Genomic DNA, 15,176 nt, shown 5'->3' with positions numbered 1-15,176 from the left:
CCCTGGACACGAAATAGCGCATGCTCAACGATCGCTGCACTGCGACGCGATGGCGCGTCGGCGGATGTATCGAGGGAGAGTATGAGCGTGATAACGCGCAGTAAGTTTTTAATAGGCGCGGTAGTCGCCACAACTCTGGCACTGCTTTCGACCGCATGCGGTGGCGGGGAGGTCCGCACCTCCGGCGGTGTGCCGGTCCTGCGGTATCAAGGCTGGGCCTCGCAAGTTGTCATTCCCGAACTCGCGGAGGATCTGGGCTTCTTCGACGGCAAAGTGAAGCTCGAATGGCAGGGCAATACCATCAGCGGTCCGCAGGACATCCAATCGGCGGCGACCGGTCAGGTCGATTTCGGCGGCGCGTTCGGCGGCGCGGTCGCGAAACTGGCGCAGGGTGGTGCGCCGATCACGGCGGTGGTGAACTACTACGGATCCGATGAGAAGACGTTCACCGGATTCTATGTTCCCGAGAACAGTCCGATCAGGACTCCGAAAGATTTGCTGGACAAGAAGATCGGGGTGAACACCCTGGGTGGTCAGTCCGAGGCGGACATCCACACGGCGCTGAAGAAGGCCGGTTTCAACGAGCAGCAGATCAAATCGGTTCAGCTGGTAGTGCTGCCCCCGCCGAATACCGAGGACGCCGTGCGGCGCGGCCAGGTCGACGTGGCCGCGCTGAGCGGACAATTCCAGCAGCGCGCGATCGCCAATGGCGGCCTTCGTCCGGTCTTCACCGACTACGAGGAGTTCGGCCCCTTCAACGGCGGCCAGTACGTGTTCCGCAACGACTTCATCGCCAAGAACCCCGACAGTGTCCGGGCATTCGTCGACGGGGTCGCCAAGGCGATCGAATGGCTGAAGACGACTCCTCGTGACCAGGTGGTCGCGAAGTTCACCGAAATCATCGAGAAGCGAAAGCGTTCGGGGGAGGACGCCTCGTCGGTGAAGTACTGGCTTTCGGTCGGAGTGCCTGCCGTCAACGGCGTGATCGTCGATGCCGACTTCGTGCGCTGGGAGGATTGGTTGCGGGATACCGGCGCCATCACCGGTTCGTTCGAGCCGTCGAAGTTCTACACCAACAAGTACAACTCGCAGGCTCCGAAGTAATGCATGCGACGGATCGGGTGTCGTTGCGCGCGAGCCCGATCCGTCTTCCTCATTCGGTCGGCCGAGAACGGTAACTACGGCTGAACTGCGCGATAGCTCGGTTTGGGCCAAGGGATGTACACCGGAATGTATCGCGCCATCACCCCGGCGCCGAGGGCCGACACGCCTCCGATGGCGAGGACCGCCACGGCCAGCGGACCGATCGCCGCCAATCCGCTGATCACCAACGGGCCCACGAAGAAACCGCCGTCGTGGGTGAGCCGCCACGCGGCGAGGAACTCGGCACGGCTTGCGGCGGGCGCGATATCGGCGCCGATGGTCATGATGACACCGTTGCCGATGCCGTTGCCGATCCCCATGACGATCGCCGCGATGCCGAGTGTGAGCGCCGAATCGGTCAGCGGCACCGACAAATACGCGACGGCCAGGATGACCAACGACGGCACGGCGATGAATCTCCTGCCGTACCGGTCCATCAAATGTCCTGCGGGATATGCGCACAGTACATCGAGGCCCGCCCCGATGCCGAAAATGAGGCTCGCGGTAGCAGCGTCGACGCCGAGATGATCGGCCCAGAGCGGCAGTACGGCTTCCCGTGACGAACGCGCCGCACCCATCAACAACGACCCGGCGCCCAGCGTCAGTAACAGCGCGCGATGTGCTCGCGTGATCTCGACCAGGGACAGCGGCGGTTTCGGTATCGCTCCGGCGGCCGAGGCCTGCGGGTCCGGCAGCCGGGCCATCAGCCATCCGGCGATCGCGATGGCGATCAACTGGACGACGAATCCGCCGCGCGTGCCGAGGCCGGTGATAGCGGCCGCGCCGAGAAATGGTCCGGCGAAGAATCCCAGTCGCATGGCTCCGCCGAATAACGCCATCGCCCGCGCTCGGCGTTCGAACGGCACCACTTCCGACAGATAGCTCATTCGAGCCAATCCCCAGACCGCATTCGACAGTCCGACGATTATCAGCCCTGCACCAAGAATCGGCACCGCCGGTGCGAACAAGCACAACAGCACGCCGATCGAACCCGCCGTACTCGCGGCGATGATGGAGATCCGCTCACCGAGCCGGGCGACGACCTGGCCCGCGGGAATGTCGCCGAGTATCTGTCCGAGGCCGACCAGGGCGACGGTCAGACCAGCGACGGCGGCCGACGCGCCCAGGTCGAGCGCGGTGAGTGCCATGACAGGCGCCGCGGCTCCCATGCCGATCCCGTACGCCGCCGCGGGTACGTAAACGGTGAACAACAATGGCCGAAGTGAGGGAAGTTCGACCGACGATCCGTCCTGCCGGTAGGTGGTCATGCGACAACTCGAATATGCGCCGGTAAGTAATGCGCCCTGCGCAGATAGGATGATGGGACCATATGGCCCCACAGTACGGATATTCTTATCCGCTCCATATTGTGAAAATCGCGGTGATTTTTACTTCGGGACCGCCGGGTCCGCTCTCGTGTTCGCGTCAGGAATCCGTGCGAGCCGGTGTCCGTACGGCTATTTCGCCGCTCAATGCGTAGTCGCCGGACAGTTGCAGTCGGTCTCCGCTCCAGAATCGGCCCGGGTCGTACCAGTCGGGGCTGCGGCGCTCGGGCAGCAGACCCATCGCTTGGTATGTGGCGGCGACGATTTCGGCACAGTACGCGTTCTCCAGGTCGCGGGCGGTCGATCCGCTCGTCTTCCTGCGGGGCAGACGCGCCCGACCGCGGAGCCAGCGCCCCGCCAAGCCCGCGGTGGAGGGGAACGGAGTGCCGTCGAGCCGGGCGATGGCGCGCAGCGCGCCGTCCTCCATGGCGCGGGTGGCGGGAGGGTTCAACTGGCGCAACCATGCCTGCTGACCGTAGCGGTGTGCCCAGACCAGAACGGCATCGCGCAGATTGTGCAACTGGGCGCCACGGTGCGCGGTCCCCGACCACATGTCGGTGAGTGATCGTCCGAGCTCCGCGTGCCAGATCAGCGCGGGCAGGTCGTCGATCACGACGGACATCCCGACATGGTTCACCGGACTGTTCGTCGTCATGCGAATCACCCGGTCGGCTGTGGAATGGCCACGGAAAAGCCAGATGTCACCCGTCCTGGTGACCTCGACCGCTCGGTCGAGATCGATGCCCGTCCCCGTCATGGTCGTAGCCTATGCGGTATGAGGTGGTGGAAGGCAGTGGGATTGGCGGGTGTGGCCGGTGTGGTTGCCACCGGTGTCGTGGTGGTGCGCGCCGAGCGCCGCCGCCGTGCCTACACCCCGGACCAAGTGCGCGAACAACTGCACGCGCGATTGGCCCAGGCGGCGTCGGCCGCGGCGGACGCCGAAACCGCCCGTGCGCAGCCGCAACCCGCGCCGAGTCTCAGCGAGCGCGTCCGGCGATTGTTCCGTCGTTGGTCGGGACGCGGGAAGTAAGCGCGAGCCGAGCGCAGACGGCGGTTCACAAAGTGATAGGCGCCATCGGGGCGAGGCCGAGTTCGGCGAACGCGGCCGCGCCGCGTGCGGCGTGCTCGCCACCGGCGAGCACCACGGTGCGCGCCGACTGGTAACGGCAACCGGCGGCGTCGAACGCGGCCGCCGTGGCGAGCAGCCGCTGCCGGTCACCGGCGTGCAATGCCGCGGCGCGCTCGACGATGGCACCGGCGATGGGGTTTCCGGCGACGATGGTCCTGGCCTCGGCGAGGCGATCGGCGGCGTCGGGGGCCTTGGCGAGCACGGCGGCTTCAGCCCGCAGCGCCACATACCAGTGAAGCCAGATCCAGGTGACCCATCTCCATACCTCGCCGGGATCGGCTGCCATCCGTTCCAGCGCCGCGCTGACCTGCCCGCGGTGGAGCATGGCGAGTGCGTCGAAGACCGCGCCATAGCCGTGGATATGCGCTGGTGGCGTGCCGAGTCGGGCTACGACGGCGTCCCATTCGGCCCGAGCGTCATGGTCGCCGCGTAGGTCGTGGATCATCGCCACGCCGGCTACCGCCGGACCGAGGACCGACTTGACGGGGTTGCCGACCCGATGCCACGACTCGAGGAATCGGACGCTGTTGGTGCGTACCTCCTCGACATTGCCCGCCAACGCGTCGGTCACCAGCAGCCAGCTCGTCGCGCGATGTCCGACCTCGGCGAGCAGCGGATGATCCGCGAGCTGCTGGGCCCACCGGCGGGCGCCCAGCAGATCACCCGCGCCGAGTTCGGCCTCGGCGGCCTCGCCGAGCGCGTCGATCAGCTCATGGGTACCGGCTGGGGTATGCGGAGCGGAGTTCAGCAACACCATTCGGCTACGCGCAACGGCCGCTGCGGCGAAGGTGTCACCGGCCATGCTGTGTGCGCCGGCGAGTGTGTCGAGCGCAGCGGACTCCGCGAGCGGATCAGCCGTGTGCCTGGCGAGTTCGACGGCACGTTCGGCGCGCGCGACGGTCTCGGACACAAGGTCGGATGAGTGCAGGCCGGTGAGGGCATCGGTGAGCGCTCGTCCGGCTTCGGCCAGCGCCACGGCGGCCTGGGCGGCCGGGTCGACACCGGCGAGCTGCCGCGCCTCGGTGATGAGCGCGATGGCTTCCTCCGGTGCCAGGGGCCGGACGAACTTACTCGCGAACCGGTAGCCGTTGGCAGCGGCGGTCGCCAGGTCGCGGGCGGCGCCGGCGGAGTCGCCGGACCTGAGGGCCGCCTCCGCGGCCGCGCGGTGCAGGCGGTGCATATCGTCGCCCCGCATCTGACATCCGGCCGCGGCAGCGGCATGGCGCAGCATCGAGGCGGCGGCGGACGGGTCGTCGGCGAGCGCGGCCGCCTGCTCGTAGCGCATCTGGGACTCGCCGATCAGATTGCGGGTGAAGCACAGTCGCGCCAGATGCTGGGCGAAGCGGAAGGCATCCGCGCGGTGCTCCGGCTGATCGTTCGCCCACGCCATCGCGGCGCGGAAGTCGTCGGCCACCGCGTCGAATCGTGCCCGCCAGTCCGCTTTCACCACCGTCAGCTCGGCGGCCTCGGCCAGGCACCAGCGGAGGTGTCCCGCACGGGTGCCTGCCAGTTCACCGGCCTGCGTGAGCTGCTCCGTCCCGTACTGGCGGATGGTTTCCAGCGCCCGGTATCCGGTCCCACTCGGGTATGCCGTCACCGCGAGCAGGCTCTGCTCGGCGAGTCGGGCCAATCCGTCTGCGACAACGGCTTTCTCGGACGCCGCTACCTGCGCCGCCGCCTCGACGGTGAACGCACCCATGAAGACCGACACCCGGCGCAGGAGCACTCGATCGTCCGGCTCCAGCAAGGCGTGGCTCCAGTCCAGCGCTGCCCGCACCGACCGGTGCCGGTCCTCGGCGCGCGGTCCCCCGGCGAGCATCCGGAGCTGGTCCGACAGTCCGGCTTCGAGACCATCCAGCCCGAGCGTCGTCCAGCGTGCGGCAGCCAGCTCGATCGCCAGCGCCACACCATCGAGTCGCTCGCAGAAGGCGGCGACCTGGTCGCGAAGGGCGTGATTCGGCGGCCAGCCGCCGGCCGCCGCGCGGTCCATGAACAGCCGGACCGCATCCGAGTCGCCATCGCCGGCCAAGGACATCGGCGCGACCGTGTACACCCGCTCGAACGGCACCATCAGCCGGGCCCGGCTGGTCGCCAGCACCGTCAATCGCGGACATGTCGCGAGCAGTCGTTCGATGAACGGCGCCACCCCGTCGCGCACATGCTCGCAGTTGTCCAGCACCAGTAAGGCGTGCCGGTCGGCCAGCGCGGTGAGCACAGACTCGTCCATGCCACGGCCGGGCTGCTCGCCGAGGCCGAGCGCGAGGGCGACCGTACCGGCGATCACGCCGGTGTCCGCGCTGGTGACCGGCACCAGGTCGACGAACCACACCCCGTCGGTGTACGCAGCGGCCATCTCCGCCGCGACGGCCAGCGCAAGCCGGGTCTTGCCCACTCCGCCGGGACCGACCGCGGTCACCTGCCGGTATTCGCCGATCATCGCGGTCAGTTCCGCGCGCTCCCGGCCGCGGCCGATGAAGGAAGTCAGCGGCCTCGGCAGGACCGGCGCCGGGTGCGGCCGGTCGTCGCGTACCGAAGCGGACGCGCGCTGGGCCAGTGCCCGTCGATCGGGCACCTCCAGCTTGCGCAGGAGTGAGGAGACGTGGCTTTCCACGGTGCGCACGGAGATGAACAGCTTCGCCCCGATCTCGGCGTTACTGAGATGTTCCCCCACCAGCGCCAGTACCTCGGCTTCCCGAGCCGAGATCTCCACCGTCGCCACCATGGCACCGATTCTGCCGTATCCCTTCGCCCTGATACTTCTCGGTCTGTTCCCCGGTTGCGGGTTGCCGCCGTAGTCGATCGGTGGCCCGATCAGTGGACGGTTCCGTAGTCGCCACGGATGTGGGTCGGACTCGCCGGGAGAGATGCTGTGAGCACGCCCGGTTCGCCCGACAGAACGGCACACCGGGACGACGTGACCGACGAGCTCAGGAGTGATCATGACCAGCTCTCCCACCCAGGGAATCAAGACCGTGCTGCATCCCGTGTCCGACCTGGCGGCAGCCAAGGCGCTGTTCACCGCTTTGCTCGGCACGGCGCCGCAGACCGACTCGCCTTACTACGTCGGCTTCGAGGCCGAGGGCCAGCACATCGGGCTGGTGCCGAATGGCGGACCGCAGGGAATGACCGCACCGGTGGCCTACTGGCACGTGCCGGACATCGAGGCGAAGCTGGCGGAAGTGACCGCCGCGGGCGCCACTGTGGCGGAGTCCGCCCACGATGTCGGCGGCGGCCGCCTGGTGGCCACCGTCACCGACGTCGACGGCCACGTCCTCGGGCTGATCCAAGACCGATGAGCGCCCGAACCACCATCGAAATCACCCCTGTCCGAGACGAAGGAGACACACTCATGACCGCGCAGAAGTCCGCCACCCGCACCAGCGCAAAGACCGAGACCGCGGTGGGATTCACCGACGAGGAACGCGCCGCGATGAAGGAGCACGCCCAAGAGTTGAAGACGGCCGCGCGCCGCGGCTCGCGCGCGACGAAGGCGGACGGAGAGAAGGACGTGCTCGAGAAGATCGCCGGAATGGCCGAATCCGATCGCGTCATGGCCGAGCGGGTGCACGCCGTCGTCCGAGCCAGCGCTCCGGATCTGTCGCCGAAGCTGTGGTACGGCATGCCCGCCTACGCCAAGGACGGCAAGGTCGTGTGCTTCTTCCAGAGCGCGGAAAAATTCAAATCGCGCTACGCGACTCTCGGTTTCAGCGATATCGCCACCCTCGACGACGGCGCCATGTGGCCGACGTACTTCGCGCTGACGAAGGTGACCGCCGCCGAGGAGGCGAGGATCGGCGAACTGGTGCGCAAGGCGGTGGGCTGAGCGCCGAAGCGTCAGGTCACGATGCGGAGTGGATGTTCCAGCAGGTCCTTCAGTTGTTGCAGGAACTGTGCGGCCACGGCTCCGTCGATGGCGCGGTGGTCGGCGGACATAGTGACCCGCAGAATCTTGCGGGTCACCACTTCACCGTCGTCCAGACGCAGTTCGTCCGTGGCCGCGCCGACGGCCAGGATGGCGGCCTCCGGTGGGTTGATGACGGCGGTGAAGTGCTCGATGCCGAACATACCGAGGTTGGAGATGGTGAAAGTGCCGCCGCTCATCTCGTCGGTGCGCAGCTTGCGTTCGCGGGCGCGTTCGGCTTTGTCCCTACTCTCGGCGGCTATCTCGGACACGCTCTTGCGATCGGCGTCGCGCAGCACAGGAACGAGAAGGCCCGCGGGCGTCGCTACCGCCATACCGAGGTTGATTCCACGGTGCCGCAACAATTTGTCGCCCGCGAAGGAGACATTGACCGAGGGGTTTTTCCGCAGCGCCACGGCGACGGCCTTGAGCAGCAGATCGTTGACGCTGACCTTCACACCTGTCTGCGCCAGCGTGGCGTTGACCTGTGCGCGGAAGTCGAAGAGGTCGGTCACATCGACCGCGTTGGTCAGATAGATGTGCGGAGCTTGTTGTTTGCTCTCGGTGAGCCGCGTGGCCGAGACACGCTGGATGGTGGTCAGCGGAATTTCCTCGTAGTCGCCTGCGGCCGGAGCGGGAAGCTCGCTCGGGGGAGCGGGGACGACTTTCCGCGGCGGATCGAGTTCGGCTGCACGATGGGCGGATTCGACATCCTGCCGGATGATGCGCCCACCGGGACCGGTGCCGACGACGGTGGTGATGTCGACGCCGAGTTCGTCGGCGATCTTGCGCGCCAGCGGCGACGTCTTCTTTCGCTGCACCGTTGCGCGGGAGTCGACGGTGGGTTCGGTCACTGTGACAGCCGGAACCGGGCGAGTGTCCGGCTCCGCACCGTGTCCGGCGGCAGCTTGCTCCTCGGCGGGGGCGGGCGTACCCCCGTTCGGGCCGCTCGCGGTAGTTCCGCTGCCGTCGCCGATGACGCCGATGGGTGTTCCGATCGGCACCCGCGCGCCCTCACCGGCGAGGATCTGCTCGAGCACGCCGCTGTCGTACGCCTCGAGCTCCATGAGAGCTTTGTCGGTTTCGATCTCGGCGAGGATTTCGCCTTGTTCGACCGGATCGCCCACCTGCTTGAGCCAGGAGACGACGACGCCTTCCTCCATGGTGTCGGAGAGGCGGGGCATGGTGATTTCGGGCATGAATGTCCTCTGGTCTTTCAGCGTCGCTTGCCCACTGCCGCAAGGGTTTCCACTGCGGCGGTGTACAGCGAATCGGCCGACGGCAGGGCGAGTCGTTCGAGCGGCTTGGCATAGGGCAGCGGCACCTCGGCCATGGCCACCCGGCGAACCGGGGCGTCGAGGTAGTCGAAGGCGCCGTCGGAGATGGAGGCCGCGACCTCTGCGCCGATGCCGTAGGTGAGCCAGTCGTCTTCGCCGATGACGGCGCAGCCGGTCTTACGGACGGACTCGATCAGGGTGGCGCGGTCCAGCGGACGAAGGCTGCGCAGGTCGATGACCTCTGCCGAGAAACCGTCGGCGGCTAGTCGTTCGGCGACCTCGGAGCAGATCGTCGCCATTCGCGAGTACCCGATCAGCGTGATGTCGGAGCCGGTTCTCGTGACCGCGGCCTTGCCGATCTGGGCGCTCGGAAGATCTTCCGGCACTTCGCCTTTGGTGTTGTACAGCGACAGGTTCTCCAGGAACAACACCGGATCGTCGTCTTCGATGGCGGCTTTCAGCAGCGCACGCGCGTCGGCCGGAGTGCTCGGCGCGACCACCTTCAGGCCCGGCACGAAGGCGTAGTACAACTCCACGTTCTGCGAATGCGTCGCGCCCAGTTGCTGCCCGCCGCCGCCCGGGGTGCGGATGACCATGGGCACGCTGGTCTGGCCGCCGAACATGCCGTAGATCTTCGCGGCGTGGTTGACGATCTGATCCAGCGCCAGCAGTGAGAAATTGATCGTCATGATCTCGACGACCGGGCGCAGTCCGAGCATGGCGGCGCCGATGGCGGCGCCGACGAAACCCTCCTCGGCGATGGGAGTGTCGCGCACCCGCTTCTCGCCGAACTCGGCCAGCAGTCCCGCGGTGATCTTGTAGGAGCCTTCGAAGATGCCGATCTCCTCCCCGATGAGGAAGACATCGTCGTCGCGCCGCATCTCCTCGCGGAGGGTCTCGCGCAGCGCTTCACGATAGGTCATGACAGCCACGGTGATGTCCTTAATGGATGAAGAGCGGATCGGCGGGCAGGCGACGCGAATCGCCCGCCACGGGCGTCGCGTAGTTGTAGTCGAACAGGCTCGACGGCTCCGGATGGGGGCTTGTGTCGGCGAATTCGACCGCCGCGGCGACCGCGGCCATCACCTCCGCTTCGAGCGCGGCCACGGACCGATCGTCCAGCACACCGGCGGCGAGCAGCGCGTCGCGCCAGCGCACGATGGGATCGTTGCCGCGGGCGATCGAGACCGCCTCTTCGGTACGGTATTTCGCCGGGTCGACCACGGAGTGGCCTTTGAGGCGGTGACTGACCGCCTCGAGCAGCGCGGGTTTCTTCTCGCGCCGAGCGGTTTCGATCAACTCACCGGCCACATCGCGGACGGCGAGCACATCGGTGCCGTCGACACGCTCCCCGCGCATGCGGTATGCGGCGGCGCGCTTCCACAGATCCGGCTCGGCGGAGGAGCGCTCGACCGTGGTGCCCATGCCGGTCTGGTTGTTGATCACCAGGAACACCACCGGCAGGTTCCACAGGGCCGCGATGTTGAGCGACTCGTGGAACGCACCGATGTTCGTCGTGCCCTCACCCATCTGGCACACCACCACGTCGTCCTCGCCGCGGTAGTCGATGGCCAGCGCCGCGCCGACGGCCAGCGGAACCTGGCCGCCGACGATGGCGTAACCGCCCAGCATGCGAGTCGCGGTGTCGTACATGTGCATGGAACCGCCCCAGCCCTTGGAGGTGCCGGTGGAGCGGCCGTACAGTTCCGCCATGACGCGGCCGGGCTCGATGCCTTTGGCCAGCGCGTATCCGTGCTCGCGGTAGTTGGTGAACAGATAGTCGGTCGGGCGCATGGCCGCGCCGAGCCCGATCACGGTGGCTTCCTCGCCCAGGTTGAGATGGCAGTAGCCGCCGATCTTCGCCTGCTGATAGCTCTGGGCGGTGCGCTCCTCGAACCGGCGCACGAACAGCATGTCGCGGTACAGGCCGCGCAGGCTGTCCGGATCCTCCGCGGCGATGCGCGCGTCGGCCGGAACGGAGTCGTCCTGCGTCCGTGCGGGTTCGGCGGCGTCGCTCTTGCGCTCCTCGGCGACCGGCGCGGAGGTGTGTGCGGCTGTCGACCGAGCCGTCTTGCGACTCGGTTTGCGGGATGCGGTGCTGGTGGTCACGGCAGGCTCCTCAACGCTTCCGGGGCGGGATGTGCACGGGCAGTCCGAGTCCGGCCATGGCCGCCTCCATGCCGATCTCGCCGAGAGTGGGGTGGGCGTGGATGGTGTCGGCGAGTTCGTCGAGGGTCGCCTCCAGCGCAATAGCCAAGGCGCCCTCGGCGATCAGGTCGCTGGCCGACGGGCCGATGATGTGCACCCCGAGCACTTCTCGATGGCGCTGTCCGGCAACGATTTTGACGAAGCCCTCGGTTTCGCCGAAGGTCTTCGCCCGACCGAGTGCCGCGAAGGGGAATCGGGCGGTGACGACCTCGTGCCCGGCGGCGCGGGCCTTCGCCTCGGTGAGCCCGACGCTCGCGATCTCCGGGTGGGTGAAGGTGGCGGCCGGGATCGCGGTGTAGTCGATGTGCGCCGGATGGCCGGCGATCACGTCCGCGGCGGTGAGGCCCTGATGCGAGGCGACGTGTGCGAGCAGGGCACGCCCGGTGACGTCACCGATGGCGTAGACGTGTTCGACGCCGGTGCTCAGCCGTTCGTCGACGGGGATGAATCCCCGCGGGTCGGTGTCGATTCCCGCGCGGTCCAGGCCGAGGTCGGCGGTGTTGGGACGGCGTCCGACGCCGACAAGTACCACGTCCGCGTCGAGTTCACCGGCGTGCTCGCCCGCGACGGTGACGCGCAGGGCATCGGTTCGCGCGATGGCTTCGACGGTCGAGCCGGTGAGCACGGCGATGCCGCGCTTGGTGAACGACCGTCCCAGGGCGGCGCCGACGTCGGCGTCCTCCAGCGGCACCAGGGTGTCCTGTAGCTCGACGATGGTGACCCGGCTGCCGAAACTCGCGAACAGGCTGGCCCATTCCGCGCCGACCGCGCTGCCGCCGATGACGACGAGGCGTTCGGGCACCTCGGTCAGCCCGAACGCGCCGTCGGAGGTGATGACGCCCGGCAGGTCCGCGCCCGGTATCGGCAGTCGAGCGGGCACCGATCCGGTCGCGATGATCACGTCGCTCGCGCTGATCGTCCGGGTGGCGGTGGCTGTCGGAGCGGCGGCGTAGCGGGGGCCGCCTGGGAAGATCGGCGATTGTCCCGCCTCGAATACCTCGACGCTGGTCGGACCGGTGAAGCGGGCGTGTCCCTCGATCACCGTCACGCCGTTCGCGGCGAGCAGGCTCGCCACACCGTCGGTGAGTTGCTTGACGATGCCGTCCTTGCGCTGCCGCACCGCGGCGAAGTCGTAGCGCACGTTGTCGGCGTACACGCCGAAATCAGCTGCGGCGGTGATGGTTCGGAAGATCTCGGCGGACCGCAGCATCGCCTTGGTCGGAATGCAGCCCCAATTGAGGCAGACGCCGCCCGGGCGCTCCTTCTCCACCAAGCCGACCCGCAGGCCGCGCTGGGCCGCGCGGATGGCGGCGACGTACCCGCCCGGGCCGCCGCCGACCACCAGTAGATCGAAATCCGGCACTCGTGGTGCTCCTCGTCCTCGATGATCCGATCCGCCTCCGGTTGTGGGGCGAATCATCGCTATCGAGTGTTGCCGTAGCGTAGTGCACACACAATTGCCATGAAGCCCAGTAGTGCAATCGTCGGATTGGGCGCAGCGCCCAATCCGATGAGGTCGGATCAGGCTCTATCCGCTGGCCGGTCGAGGTCGAGGGCGGCCAGGGCCAGCGACAGTTCCACATAGCTGCGCTGGCCTTCGAGCGTGCGGCCGAGCAAGGTCGAGACGCGATGGAGGCGGTTGATCACGGTATTGCGGTGGCAGTGCAGCCGTGTCGCCGCATGGGCCGCCGAGCAGTCGTGCGCCAACCATGCCGCGAGCGTGTCGAGCAAGGTCGTGCGCTCGGCGGCGGGCAGTGCGAGTACCGGACCGAGGGTGTGGGCGACCAGCATGTCGGTCACGTCGGTCGAGCGCAGCAACAGCGCATGTTGGAAGCGTTGGTGCAGCGGCACGAGTCCTGTCGCGTCCTCGGGCAAGGTTTGCAGGGTGAGCAGTGCCCAGCCGTGTGCGGTGCCGACCTGCGCCAGGCCGCCGACGGTCGGCGAGGCGCCTGCTCGTCCGCGAACATGCGGTTCGATCCGTCGCAACACCGAGGCGACGTCGTGGCGCTCGACCGCTATCAGCCCGACCGTCGAGTCGACGCGATCGTGCCACACCGAACGAATGCCGACCGCGGCCAAGGCCGTCTCGGTGCCGGTGTGCATCGCCTCGCCCGCACCGCAGGCGACGACCACGAGGTAGTCGCTACCGGCTGGAAGGTTCAACTCACGTGCGGCGCGCGCGGCGAAGGTGGTGTCGTTGCCTCGGCCGGCGAGCAGGTCCTCGATCAGGGCGTGCCGACGGCGTTCGTCGCTGCGCAACTGCTCCAATTCGGTATTCCGGTAAGACGTGACCAGCGACGTGGACAGCCCGTCGATCACGGCCCACAACGCGGTGCCCGCCGCGCGGATCTCGCCGGGAGCGAGATCGTCCGCTCGGTCGAGCAGGACCTCCCAGACGATCCGGCCGCCGAGCCGGAACGTGCGCAACATGGCTTCCAGCGGCACGCCCTGTTCGGCACGGCGGCGCCCGATGGACGCGGCGACATCGTCGTCGAACGCGGTTGTCGGAGCACCCAACAGGTCGAGGATGCGGGTCACGTACCGGCGACAGCCGTCGACCAGATCGGCGCGGGCGACCCGCGAATAATCGGTCCAGTCGGGGTTGTCGGTGAAGATCTCCGAGATCAGCCGATCGGTCAGCGCGGGGATCTCCGCACGGCAGGCGGCCACCAATTCCCGCGTGCGCGCGTTCGGATGCGCCTTCTTCGATATCGACATGTCGCTCGGGTTCCTTGTCGTCTGCCATGCGCCACGACTGCGCGAGCGGTGGCCTATCACGACCGTATAGCCGTCGGATTGCCGCATCGACAGCGACGCTCCACCCCGGCGGGTAGGTGACATCGCCGCACTGCGGCGCAGTCCGGCTGGTGAAGACATCGACAACGCCCTGCCGTCACGAGAAGCCGCCGGGCGCGGGCGAACGAGAGTACTCGAGGTAGCGGATCTGACCGACTATCTTTACCGTGAATGCGGCAATAAACTGTCGCTCGTGTCGAATCTACGGATCAGCGAAGCCGCCGCGTTGCTGGGTGTCAGCGATGACACGGTGCGTCGATGGATCGATCAGGGCCGTCTGACCGCGATTCAGCTGGACAACGGCCGCAAGGGTGTCAGCGGCCGCGAGCTCGCCGAGTTCCTGCGCGCCACTGCCGAGGCGCCCGCACCCGGTGCGACGGTCGCGGCGTCGGCCCGCAACCGGATGCGCGGGATCGTAACCCGGGTGGTCAAGGACACGGTGATGGCGCAGGTGGAGATGCAGGCCGGACCGTTCCGGCTGGTGTCGTTGCTGAGCCGGGAATCGGTGGACGAGCTCGGTCTGGAAGTCGGCAGCGTCGCTGTCGCATCGGTGAAGTCCACGCACGTCGTCGTGGAGATACCGGAAAGTTGACGAGGATGAGGATGATTCGCAAGTTGGGTGTCGCCACCGCGACGGTGGTGGCTGTGGTGACGGCGGCCGGCTGTGGTTCGGACGACGCGACCGAACACACCGGCGCCGAGCATGTCTCGGGCACGGTGACCGTGTTCGCCGCCGCCTCGCTGACCGAGACGTTCACCGAACTCGGCAAGCAATTCGAGGCCGCCCACCCGGGCGTGAAGGTGATCTACAGCTTCGGCGCGAGTTCCGCGCTCGCCGAACAGATCAACCAAGGAGCACCGGCCGACGTGTTCGCCTCGGCGGCGCCGAAGAACATGCAGCAGGTCCGCGACAAGGGCGAAGTCACCGCCGCGCCGGTCACCTTCGTGCGCAACAGGCTCGAGATCGCGGTGCCTAAGGGCAACCCGGGACACGTCACCGGGTTGGCCGATTTCGGCAGGACCGAGCCCAAGCTCGCGCTGTGCGCGGAGCAGGTGCCTTGCGGCGCGGCGGCCAAGACGGTGTTCGAGACGGCGAACATCACCCCGCAACCCGATACCCGCGAGCAGGACGTGAAGGCGGTGCTGACCAAGGTGACGCTCGGCGAGGTCGACGCGGCGCTGGTATACCGCACCGACGTGAAGGCGGCGGGCGACAAGGTCGAGGGCATCGACTTCCCGGAGTCCGGCAAGGCGATCAACGACTACCCGGTAGCGCCGCTGGCGCACGCGCCGAACGCGGCCGCCGCGGCGGCGTTCGTCGACTTCGTGACCTCGGACAAGGCCGAGACGGTCTTCGCCGCGGCGGGATTCGACACGCCGTGATCGCGCCCTCGCGG

14 protein-coding genes are annotated in these 15,176 nt (G+C 67.7%); 6 read left to right on the top strand and 8 right to left on the bottom strand.

Translation table 11 applies throughout. The features are described from left to right. The first annotated feature begins 90 nt into the window (after nt 1-90). Nucleotides 91-1,104, top strand: a complete 1,014-nt coding sequence (locus ACFV2O_RS28245; RefSeq protein ID WP_379254546.1) for an ABC transporter substrate-binding protein — start codon at nt 91-93, stop codon at nt 1,102-1,104. Between the two features lie 74 nt (nt 1,105-1,178). Here ACFV2O_RS28245 and ACFV2O_RS28240 read toward each other — a convergent pair whose 3' ends face one another. Then, nucleotides 1,179-2,411, bottom strand: a complete 1,233-nt coding sequence (locus ACFV2O_RS28240; protein WP_379254408.1) for an MFS transporter — start codon at nt 2,409-2,411, stop codon at nt 1,179-1,181. Between the two features lie 157 nt (nt 2,412-2,568). Continuing rightward, complete coding sequence (locus ACFV2O_RS28235) at nt 2,569-3,225, bottom strand: hypothetical protein (RefSeq protein ID WP_379254407.1); 657 nt, start codon at nt 3,223-3,225, stop codon at nt 2,569-2,571. An 18-nt stretch (nt 3,226-3,243) separates the two neighbouring features. Between ACFV2O_RS28235 and ACFV2O_RS28230 the strand changes: the two genes are divergently transcribed. Then, on the top strand, nt 3,244-3,498 hold the full coding sequence (locus tag ACFV2O_RS28230; protein WP_364426281.1) for a hypothetical protein: 255 nt from the start codon (nt 3,244-3,246) through the stop codon (nt 3,496-3,498). A gap of 25 nt (nt 3,499-3,523) precedes the next feature. Here the strand turns inward: ACFV2O_RS28230 and ACFV2O_RS28225 are convergent, their stop codons facing one another. Further along, entirely contained in the window at nt 3,524-6,319 is a 2,796-nt protein-coding gene (locus ACFV2O_RS28225) for an ATP-binding protein (RefSeq protein WP_379254406.1), read from the bottom strand. Nucleotides 6,320-6,536: 217 nt separating this feature from the next. On the opposite strand from ACFV2O_RS28225, the gene ACFV2O_RS28220 reads away from it, so the two are divergent. Together ACFV2O_RS28220 and ACFV2O_RS28215 are read left to right on the top strand one after the other, a co-directional pair. Beyond that, entirely contained in the window at nt 6,537-6,893 is a 357-nt protein-coding gene (locus ACFV2O_RS28220; RefSeq protein WP_356964301.1) for a VOC family protein, read from the top strand. Between the two features lie 53 nt (nt 6,894-6,946). Next, nucleotides 6,947-7,420, top strand: coding sequence for an iron chaperone (locus ACFV2O_RS28215; protein WP_379254405.1), 474 nt, complete (start codon nt 6,947-6,949; stop codon nt 7,418-7,420). Nucleotides 7,421-7,431: 11 nt separating this feature from the next. Here ACFV2O_RS28215 and ACFV2O_RS28210 read toward each other — a convergent pair whose 3' ends face one another. The 5 genes from ACFV2O_RS28210 to ACFV2O_RS28190 all read right to left on the bottom strand — a co-directional run bounded on the left by ACFV2O_RS28210 (nt 7,432) and on the right by ACFV2O_RS28190 (nt 13,701). Beyond that, nucleotides 7,432-8,697 carry a dihydrolipoamide acetyltransferase family protein gene (locus ACFV2O_RS28210; RefSeq protein WP_379254403.1) on the bottom strand — a complete coding sequence of 422 codons (1,266 nt, stop codon included), beginning with the start codon at nt 8,695-8,697 and terminating at the stop codon, nt 7,432-7,434. Nucleotides 8,698-8,714: 17 nt separating this feature from the next. Next, nucleotides 8,715-9,698, bottom strand: coding sequence for an alpha-ketoacid dehydrogenase subunit beta (locus ACFV2O_RS28205; RefSeq protein WP_379254401.1), 984 nt, complete (start codon nt 9,696-9,698; stop codon nt 8,715-8,717). A gap of 19 nt (nt 9,699-9,717) precedes the next feature. Continuing rightward, entirely contained in the window at nt 9,718-10,884 is a 1,167-nt protein-coding gene (gene pdhA / locus ACFV2O_RS28200; protein ID WP_379254399.1) for a pyruvate dehydrogenase (acetyl-transferring) E1 component subunit alpha, read from the bottom strand. Nucleotides 10,885-10,894: 10 nt separating this feature from the next. Beyond that, entirely contained in the window at nt 10,895-12,346 is a 1,452-nt protein-coding gene (gene lpdA, locus ACFV2O_RS28195) for a dihydrolipoyl dehydrogenase (protein ID WP_379254398.1), read from the bottom strand. Between the two features lie 158 nt (nt 12,347-12,504). Continuing rightward, nucleotides 12,505-13,701 carry a PucR family transcriptional regulator gene (locus tag ACFV2O_RS28190; RefSeq protein ID WP_379254397.1) on the bottom strand — a complete coding sequence of 399 codons (1,197 nt, stop codon included), beginning with the start codon at nt 13,699-13,701 and terminating at the stop codon, nt 12,505-12,507. Nucleotides 13,702-13,972: 271 nt separating this feature from the next. Between ACFV2O_RS28190 and ACFV2O_RS28185 the strand changes: the two genes are divergently transcribed. Beyond that, on the top strand, nt 13,973-14,371 hold the full coding sequence (locus tag ACFV2O_RS28185; protein WP_355073899.1) for a TOBE domain-containing protein: 399 nt from the start codon (nt 13,973-13,975) through the stop codon (nt 14,369-14,371). 11 nt (nt 14,372-14,382) lie between these two features. Continuing rightward, entirely contained in the window at nt 14,383-15,162 is a 780-nt protein-coding gene (gene modA, locus ACFV2O_RS28180) for a molybdate ABC transporter substrate-binding protein (protein WP_379254396.1), read from the top strand. Nucleotides 15,163-15,176: the final 14 nt, after the last annotated feature.

Source organism: Nocardia sp. NPDC059691, from assembly GCF_042733915.1.
Lineage (GTDB): Bacteria > Actinomycetota > Actinomycetes > Mycobacteriales > Mycobacteriaceae > Nocardia > Nocardia sichangensis.
Note: the sequence above shows the minus strand (reverse complement) of the source record. Positions and strands in the feature narration are given on the sequence as shown.

Coding starts and splice junctions, on each gene's coding strand:
- ACFV2O_RS28240 (WP_379254408.1), bottom strand. CDS start 2,411: ATGACCACCTACCGGCAGGACGGATCGTCGGTCGAACTTCCCTCACTT.
- ACFV2O_RS28235 (WP_379254407.1), bottom strand. CDS start 3,225: ATGACGGGGACGGGCATCGATCTCGACCGAGCGGTCGAGGTCACCAGG.
- ACFV2O_RS28230 (WP_364426281.1), top strand. CDS start 3,244: ATGAGGTGGTGGAAGGCAGTGGGATTGGCGGGTGTGGCCGGTGTGGTT.
- ACFV2O_RS28225 (WP_379254406.1), bottom strand. CDS start 6,319: ATGGTGGCGACGGTGGAGATCTCGGCTCGGGAAGCCGAGGTACTGGCG.
- ACFV2O_RS28220 (WP_356964301.1), top strand. CDS start 6,537: ATGACCAGCTCTCCCACCCAGGGAATCAAGACCGTGCTGCATCCCGTG.
- ACFV2O_RS28215 (WP_379254405.1), top strand. CDS start 6,947: ATGACCGCGCAGAAGTCCGCCACCCGCACCAGCGCAAAGACCGAGACC.
- ACFV2O_RS28210 (WP_379254403.1), bottom strand. CDS start 8,697: ATGCCCGAAATCACCATGCCCCGCCTCTCCGACACCATGGAGGAAGGC.
- ACFV2O_RS28205 (WP_379254401.1), bottom strand. CDS start 9,698: ATGACCTATCGTGAAGCGCTGCGCGAGACCCTCCGCGAGGAGATGCGG.
- ACFV2O_RS28190 (WP_379254397.1), bottom strand. CDS start 13,701: ATGTCGATATCGAAGAAGGCGCATCCGAACGCGCGCACGCGGGAATTG.
- modA (WP_379254396.1), top strand. CDS start 14,383: ATGATTCGCAAGTTGGGTGTCGCCACCGCGACGGTGGTGGCTGTGGTG.